Origin of the sequence: Salinisphaera sp. SWV1 (assembly GCF_052044155.1) — a bacterium.
In the GTDB taxonomy this organism is placed as follows: domain Bacteria; phylum Pseudomonadota; class Gammaproteobacteria; order Nevskiales; family Salinisphaeraceae; genus Salinisphaera.
This window is the reverse complement of record NZ_JBQDYE010000073.1, coordinates 1-7,060: the sequence shown is the minus strand read 5'-3', so window position 1 is coordinate 7,060 and position 7,060 is coordinate 1. Positions and strand designations below refer to the sequence as shown.

Here is a 7,060-nt window from a genome sequence, read left to right as displayed (position 1 = left end):
CTGGTACGCCTCGGCCGATTCCATCCTGCGCAAAATCGAACGACTATGTGAACGAATTTCCGTTACAGGACACTAGGCAGTCATGGAACCAGTCCACGATTTCTTGCTTGGCAATCATCATGTGCTCCTGCTCGTTGAACCCATAGCGGACGAGGCAAGGGTCATCAACTTGTATGCAAGTTTCGACGCGAGAAAATCGGGGGCGTGCATGCCCAAGATCGGCGCCAACTCGACGATGTCAGCCCCGACCACAGTGGTATGCCCGGTGACCGCCTCCAGGACTCGAATCACGTCATCCCAGAAAAGCCCGCCTGGCTCGGGCGTGCCGGTTGCCGGCATAAGCGATGAGTCGAAGCAATCGAGATCGATCGTCAAGTAAACCGGCCGATCACCCAGCGCCTGCTTGAATTCATCCAGACGCCATTCGCTTCTGTCTTTGGCCGAAAACACCGTAACGTTCGGATTGGTACGGCGGTACTGGCTTTCCTCGATCGATTCGTTCCGGATACCGAACGAGTAGAGCGGTGTCTCGGTGCCATCGATGCATCGTCGCAACGCGGTGGCGTGGCAGACAGACTCGCCTTCGTATTGCTCTCTCAGATCGAGATGGGCATCGAAGTGAACGATGGCGATTTCCGGGAAAGCGGACCGTATCGCTCTGACGGCCGCGACCGAGACGGTATGCTCGCCGCCCAGCACCAGGGGGAAGCAGCCGCTATTTATCACCTGAGCGATATCGGACTCCGCCTGGCTCATAACGTCGGCGATCGTCCCGGCCACATCGATCTCTTGCGTATTGAGCGCGAAAGCGCGGTATGGCTCCCACTGATACTCGTGATCGAACAGCTCGACTTGCTTGCTGGCTTCGAGAATAGCTCTCGGGCCATCGGCGCAGCCGACGCCGTAAGACACCGTGCGTTCGAGCGGAAACGAAAGCACAGATATCTTGTGGCGCGACGCCTCGGCATCGTTGCACCGCGGCAACTCGGACTCGTCCAAACCAAGAAACCGGTCAGCCCCCGAAAGGGCTCCATTGCCAGTCATGGGGCGTTCTGCTCGCTCGAAAGCGAGGCCGCGGCGTTACGTGGTTTTCGTTGATCGTTCGCGTGTTGGTGGAAGAGGGCCGAGGCCAGCAGCGGCACGCTGAGGCTCGCCTCGCTGTAAACCATCTGCTCCAGAGAGCGATCGACCTTGCCCCAGGAGCACGCTTCAGAAAGCGTGGACGAGGAACACGCACCATCGCGCGGATCGGCCACAGTGATCTGTACCGTGTACTTGTGCATCCGGCTGGGATGACCCAGCAGATCAGCACACACGACAGTGTCTTGGACGAAGTTCTTCGGCGTTCCGCCACCAACCATGAACAACGCGCTTTCCTTGAAGCTGGTTTTGACCGTCGTCAGTTCGCGGAAGTCCCGTACCGAGTCAATCGTGACATGTGCGTCTGGACGCTCGGTTTGGTGAGCAACCAGGCCAAAACCGGCGCTCGAATCCGTAAAAGCGGGGCAGAAGATCGGAACGTTGTTGCGGTATGCCGCAGCGATGAGGCTGTCTTTCTTGCAGAGCTCAGAGCCTTCGTTGTCCAACCAACGACCGATTTCACGGATGAATTCGCGTGACGAGTAAGCGCCCGGTTCCAGGCCCTCGGCGATCGTCTTGATGGTTTCGTCACATATCCGCAGGTCGCGCTCGTCGATATAGGTGTCGTAGATCCGGTCGATCTCATGTTCGCGGAGCTGATCGTCGTTGAGATCGTCCTGTCGATGGAAGTGCCGGAAACCCAGCGCTTCGAAGAGGTCCATATCAATGATCGATGCACCGGTTGCTACGATCGCATCGACCATGTGTGCGTCGACCAAGTCCCGGTAAATATTCATGCAGCCGGCCGCTGAGGTCGAGCCGGCCAGCGAGAGAAACAGGCAACAATCGTCGTCTGTCAGACCTGCCGATAGAATGCGGTAGGCTCGGGATAGCTCGGCCGCGGTGAAACGCATCTGCTCATACATCGCGAGGATTGGCCGGGTATCAACGGCAGCGATATCGAAATGCTCGACAGGCGTTCTGAGCAATGCTTCCCGGTGTGGTTCAGTGCTCTCTTGCTGCACCCGTGCTTGTGCGTCCATTGATGCTCCTCCTTGTTGTGTTTTCCAGTCAGTCGCCATTCCGATAGGGCGGCCCAAGCCGCCCCCGTATGGCCATTTCATTTTCTGCGGGTTGGTTTTGAGGTTGCGGGCGTGGGAAGGTCTCGACGACCTTTAAAGCACCTAGCAATCCAGCGATACTTATCGCTGCAGGCAGCCAGAGCGCGACGCGGTAAACCTCCCCAGACAGGGTATGGGCCGTTGCCGCCGAGGCGATGAGCCAGCCATAACCGAACTGGACTACCGCAGTCGTCAGGAACACGCCCATGTTCACCAAGGACAGTGCGGTCCCGGTTGATTCGGCCGGCACGCTTTCTTTCACCGCCGCAAATGACACGACAACCTGCGAACTGGAAAGGCCCAGCAGTACGAAACAGACCCAGACCGCAACCGGCGTACTACCGTGGGTAAATACGAGCCAAACCCAGGCCAGCGCGCTGACGCCAGATGCCGCGATGATGAAGGCCCTGCGGGTCCGCAGCTTGTCGGATAGTTGGCCCACGAAGAGAGAGCCAAACCCGTAGGGCAATAACGACAAGGTCATCGCCAAAGCGGCCGTGCCTCTTTCGAAGCCAAAGCTATGGCTCAGAAGTGGAGTGCCCCATAATCCCGCGAAAGCGTAAAACGTTCCGTTCGTGCCAGAGATGGCCAGCATGATCAGCCATATCTGGGGCCGGCGGATCACGGAACGCATCGTAGCGAAACTTCCGACTCGATCTTTCTTATCGCCGGCGGCGGGGTGCCCGAAGCTATCGGCGGGTGGTGGTCGCCAGAAAAATCCGATGAGAACCGCCAGAACGATGCTGAGCGCACTAAGGATGAGGAAGATGGGCTGCCAAGGGCTGACTCTGAGCAGGAGCGCGGCGGGCGCTTCAGACGCGATAGAGCCCATCGCTGCGATTAACAGTGTGCAGCCCGTAACGAAGCCGAAGCGTTGCCTCGTGAACCAGATCGCGTTGTTCTTCATCACGCTGACGAAAACGATCGACATACCGAAACCGACCAAAGCGGGTCCGCACATGGCGAAGGCGAACGAAGGCGCCAAGGCGAGAACCGCAGCGCCGACACCGACCAGCGCCGTACCGACACTCGCGGGCGCCCGGATCCCATACCGATCCACGATCATCCCGGCCGGGATCTGCATCAGGGTGTAGACCCAGAAATGCATGGAGGCGAGGCCGCCGAGTGCCGTGCTGCCTACATCAAAAGTTCGGGCGATGGGCTCGGCGAATGTTGCTGGTGCGAAGCGGTGAAAAAAGCCGATGAAGAACGCAACGGATAGCAGCGTATACCCGAGCATTTGTTGAGCTCGGAGCTTCATGCCGCGTGAGTACCGCTATGTTGGGGGTAGTCGCCACGCAGTGCTATTTCGACATAGCGCCGAACCAGTGAATGCACCACAGCTTCTTGGCTTGTGTATCGGCCGGAGACATGGGTATTCAGCCCTTTCTGTTGATACTCGACTATGTCGTCATCCTCTTTGATGACCTGGTCGAGGCGTTTCATGTACCGAGAAAGAATGTCGGGGAAATCGGCTCGCTTGATTGTTTCAGTGGGAAAGCAGTAGCTCACGTCGACTTCGACTTCCGTCGCACTGATGGCGGTTTTTTGAATCCACCACATGCAGTCCTGAGCCATGACGATGAAGAAACCGGGAAACACGATCGTGAAGTGCGTACCTTCGAGTCCGACACCGTGAGCAGCGGGGTTAAACGGAAAACCACTGTCCCGATCCTCTGGGGCCAGGGCAACTGTCTGAGTTGAGCGGTTGAACACGCCGATCCAGTGTCCGTTCGGGTGCGTAATCTCTACCGGCTGTTCTCCAATCGAACTCTTATGTACATGAGGCGTATGCAACGTCTCCATGTCTACTTCTGCGTAGAGCTTCCAGTTCGCGTTCAAGCGATACCGTCGGTGCGCGACCGACCGCATATTCGAAACACCATGCGGTTGTGCTACGGATTGAATGAAGTCGCCTAGAAATTCGTCCAGGGCGCGCTTCGGTTGCGGTGACACATGTACGAATACAAGGTTCTCTCTGACTTCGCAGGGCAGTTCGATCAGATTCGAACCGATGCAACCAAGCGTCTGTTCCTCCATGGCAAGACCAGGCGCCCTGAACAGACGGCCATCACGGCGGTACGCCCAACGGTGGAACGGGCAGATGAAGTTCTTTACATGCCCGTGAGCTTGCTGCGTTAGTGGGGCACCGCGGTGGCGACAGGTATTGAAGAACGTCCGAAGTTTGTTGTCGTCGCCTCGAACCACGAGCAGCGGCAAATTGAGGAATGTCCTCGCCCTGTAATCGCCCGGCTTATCAATATCGGTAGCGAGGCAGAAGAAGTGCCAGGCGTTGTGAAAGATCGCCGTTCTTTCCCGCTCGAACCAACGTGCGTCTGTATAAATACGACTCGGTGGTTGCTCGGCTTGGTCTAACTCCTGAAACAGGGCGGTGAATTCAGAATCGTCAAAGGGCGAGCCAAGCGACTCGGAACCATCACGCTGAACGTCGAACATCTGGGCAAGAGCTGGAAAGCCAAGAATTCATACTCGTAACTCTCATCTGTGCCGTATAGGTACAGATTGATGACGTGTGTGCGGTACAGTCGTCTTGAGTCGCAATGAGGAGGATGCAATGCTGTACGAGAGTTTGGCGGATGACTTCGCCCATCTGATCGAAACTGGCATATACCAACTGGGCACCAGATTGCCCTCGGTCCGCCGCATCAGCGTTGAAAAGGATTTGAGCGTGTCTACTTGCGTTCGGGCTTACCATGAGCTGGAACGCCGCGGGGTTATCGAGGCCCGGCCCCGGTCTGGCTTTTTCGTCCTTTCCGACCGAGCTGGCCCAGCCTTGCCACGCGTTTCGCCCGAGGCGGAAACGCCTGTCCCTGTATCAGGCCGCGATCGGATATTACGGATGTTGGACGCCGCTGCAGAGCCGGATATGACGAACTTCGGCGCCGCATCACCGCATCCTGAATTCATGCCCAGCGGTGCGATCGCCAAAGCCAGCAGCCGAATCTGGCATACGGCTCGCCGGCGGTGTATGACGCAGGCGTTCCCTCCCGGCGCGTTCGAACTGCGAGCAGAAATTGCGAGGCGGCTTAGCTTGGCGTCTTGCGAAGTTTCGCCAGACGATCTGGTTATTACAAATGGCTGCCAGGCGTCGGTGACTCTCGCCCTGGGACTGGTGTGTAAGCCCGGTGACGTCGTGGCTGTCGAATCACCGACCTATTACGGGTTGCTAGAAGTGTTGGAGCAGCGCGGACTTAAAGCATTGCCTATACCCACGAACCCTCAGACCGGCATTTCGCTTGAACTGCTTGAGAAAGCGCTCAAGCGATGGAATCCGAGGGCGATCGCTGTAATCCCGACCATTTCTAATCCGATGGGCGTGACGCTTTCCGAGGAGAACAAAAGAAAGCTGGTGCGGCTGGCAGAGCAATACAGAACACCCATCATCGAGGACGATGTCTATGGGGAACTTGTAGCGTCGGGGCGACGATCGCGGCCGCTCAAGAGTTGGGATCAGTCAGGCATGGTCTACTACTGCAGTTCGGCCACCAAAACGATCTCCGCTGGTCTGCGTGTCGGGTGGGTGCTGGCGCCACCCGAACGTCGCGAGGAAGCTCGGTATCAGCAGTATCTTACTTCAGTTTCGGTGAATACCCCGGCCCAGCTTACGCTCGCAAATTATCTATCAACGGCGAACATTCACCGGCATATGCATATCGCCGCACAAGGCTACAAGAGATGCAGGCGCGAGTTTAGCGCGCAGCTAGAGGCAAAGCTGCCTGCTTCCGTTTCGATCAGCCGGCCGCATGGCGGCTTTCTAATCTGGGTCGAACTGCCGCAGCACATCGACACGACTGAGTTGCTGTCTCGCGCACTAGAGAGACACGTTACGTTTGCTCCGGGTGAATTGTTCTCGCCGGACGGCGAGTTCAAGAATTGTCTTCGGCTAAATTCGGCGCTTGAATCCACCAAAATGGCAACACGAGGGATAGACATTCTCGCCGAGCTGATATCCAGCGAGATGAGAAAGCTAGAATAGCTGTCAACTAAAGCATGGCTAGATTTTCGGTCGCGGTCGGCAATTCTATTGTTGCCACAGTAGTAACGGGTAATTACTCCGATCCATAGGGCGGCGGTTTGGTATTCCTTACTAGGCTCACCGCTACCACAATTATCGTGGCGCCCAGTTCGGCAGTGTCGACTGGCGCCGATTCTACGAGCTCAACCCCAGCATTAGCTAAGTTGGTAACTTCTGAAATTACGTTGTGGTGTAGTCGTTCTTCTCGAGCCTAAGGAAGGAACGGACGTAGACTTGCCCGGCTTTCTAAACACCCGGACAAGTCCACCTGGGCTGTCACCCACTAGCACGGACACGTCGTCCTTATGATTAGGTTCGAGATCGGCGTACTACTCGAATCGTGAGTAATGCTCCTCCGTCGACCTGGCTCCACTCCGGGCGTCAAGACCACGCCGACTTTAGCCATCGAATTTCTGATTTGAGTGCTGCTCATAAGCGAAGTAAGGCTGCGAACTGAATACTTGAAGCCAAGGAACCTCCTGCTCTAAAGCCTTTCCCGCCAAGCACACCTCATACTCACTTGGATAATGGCGTAATAGAGCGCTTGCGCTTTTGCGAACATATTCAGGAAGCGTTTTATCAACTTCAACGTTTCTCAAAAATTTTTCGGTCTCGATAACTGCGCGTGTTCTTTCGTACGGTAATGTCATGACTGCCTCCGTGCTAACTATGAACCGACAAGCGTGTTGCACATTTTTTCGAACCTGAAGAAGAAGCTAGGCAACAAGTCTCACCGAATAGGTCATCCCTCCGTCGCAGTTTGCTAGGCCGAGAGACGGTTGAAACGTCGATTCCTGTCACTGCCTAAGCTAGCTGAGCACGT

General features: G+C 56.4%; 6 protein-coding genes. 1 reads left to right on the top strand and 5 read right to left on the bottom strand.

The features are described 5' to 3' along the window. Positions 1–117 precede the first annotated feature (117 nt). Genes speB through ACS8YF_RS19200 form a run of 4 tightly spaced genes read right to left on the bottom strand, consistent with a single transcriptional unit; the run spans position 118 to position 4,658 of the window. Entirely contained in the window at positions 118–1,044 is a 927-nt protein-coding gene (gene speB / locus ACS8YF_RS19215) for an agmatinase (protein WP_440851714.1), read from the bottom strand. After that, complete coding sequence (locus tag ACS8YF_RS19210) at positions 1,041–2,123, bottom strand: 1,9-bis(guanidino)-5-aza-nonane synthase (protein WP_440851713.1); 1,083 nt, start codon at positions 2,121–2,123, stop codon at positions 1,041–1,043. The genes speB and ACS8YF_RS19210 overlap by 4 nt, the downstream gene beginning before the upstream one ends. A 28-nt stretch (positions 2,124–2,151) precedes the next feature. Beyond that, positions 2,152–3,462 carry an MFS transporter gene (locus ACS8YF_RS19205; RefSeq protein WP_440851712.1) on the bottom strand — a complete coding sequence of 437 codons (1,311 nt, stop codon included), beginning with the start codon at positions 3,460–3,462 and terminating at the stop codon, positions 2,152–2,154. Next, positions 3,459–4,658 carry an aromatic ring-hydroxylating oxygenase subunit alpha gene (locus ACS8YF_RS19200; RefSeq protein ID WP_440851711.1) on the bottom strand — a complete coding sequence of 400 codons (1,200 nt, stop codon included), beginning with the start codon at positions 4,656–4,658 and terminating at the stop codon, positions 3,459–3,461. The genes ACS8YF_RS19205 and ACS8YF_RS19200 overlap by 4 nt, the downstream gene beginning before the upstream one ends. Positions 4,659–4,776: 118 nt before the next feature. On the opposite strand from ACS8YF_RS19200, the gene ACS8YF_RS19195 reads away from it, so the two are divergent. Continuing rightward, positions 4,777–6,198, top strand: a complete 1,422-nt coding sequence (locus ACS8YF_RS19195; RefSeq protein WP_440851710.1) for a PLP-dependent aminotransferase family protein — start codon at positions 4,777–4,779, stop codon at positions 6,196–6,198. A gap of 437 nt (positions 6,199–6,635) precedes the next feature. On the opposite strand, the gene ACS8YF_RS19190 is transcribed toward ACS8YF_RS19195, so the two are convergent. Continuing rightward, positions 6,636–6,887, bottom strand: a complete 252-nt coding sequence (locus ACS8YF_RS19190; protein WP_440851709.1) for a BPSL0761 family protein — start codon at positions 6,885–6,887, stop codon at positions 6,636–6,638. Positions 6,888–7,060: the final 173 nt, after the last annotated feature.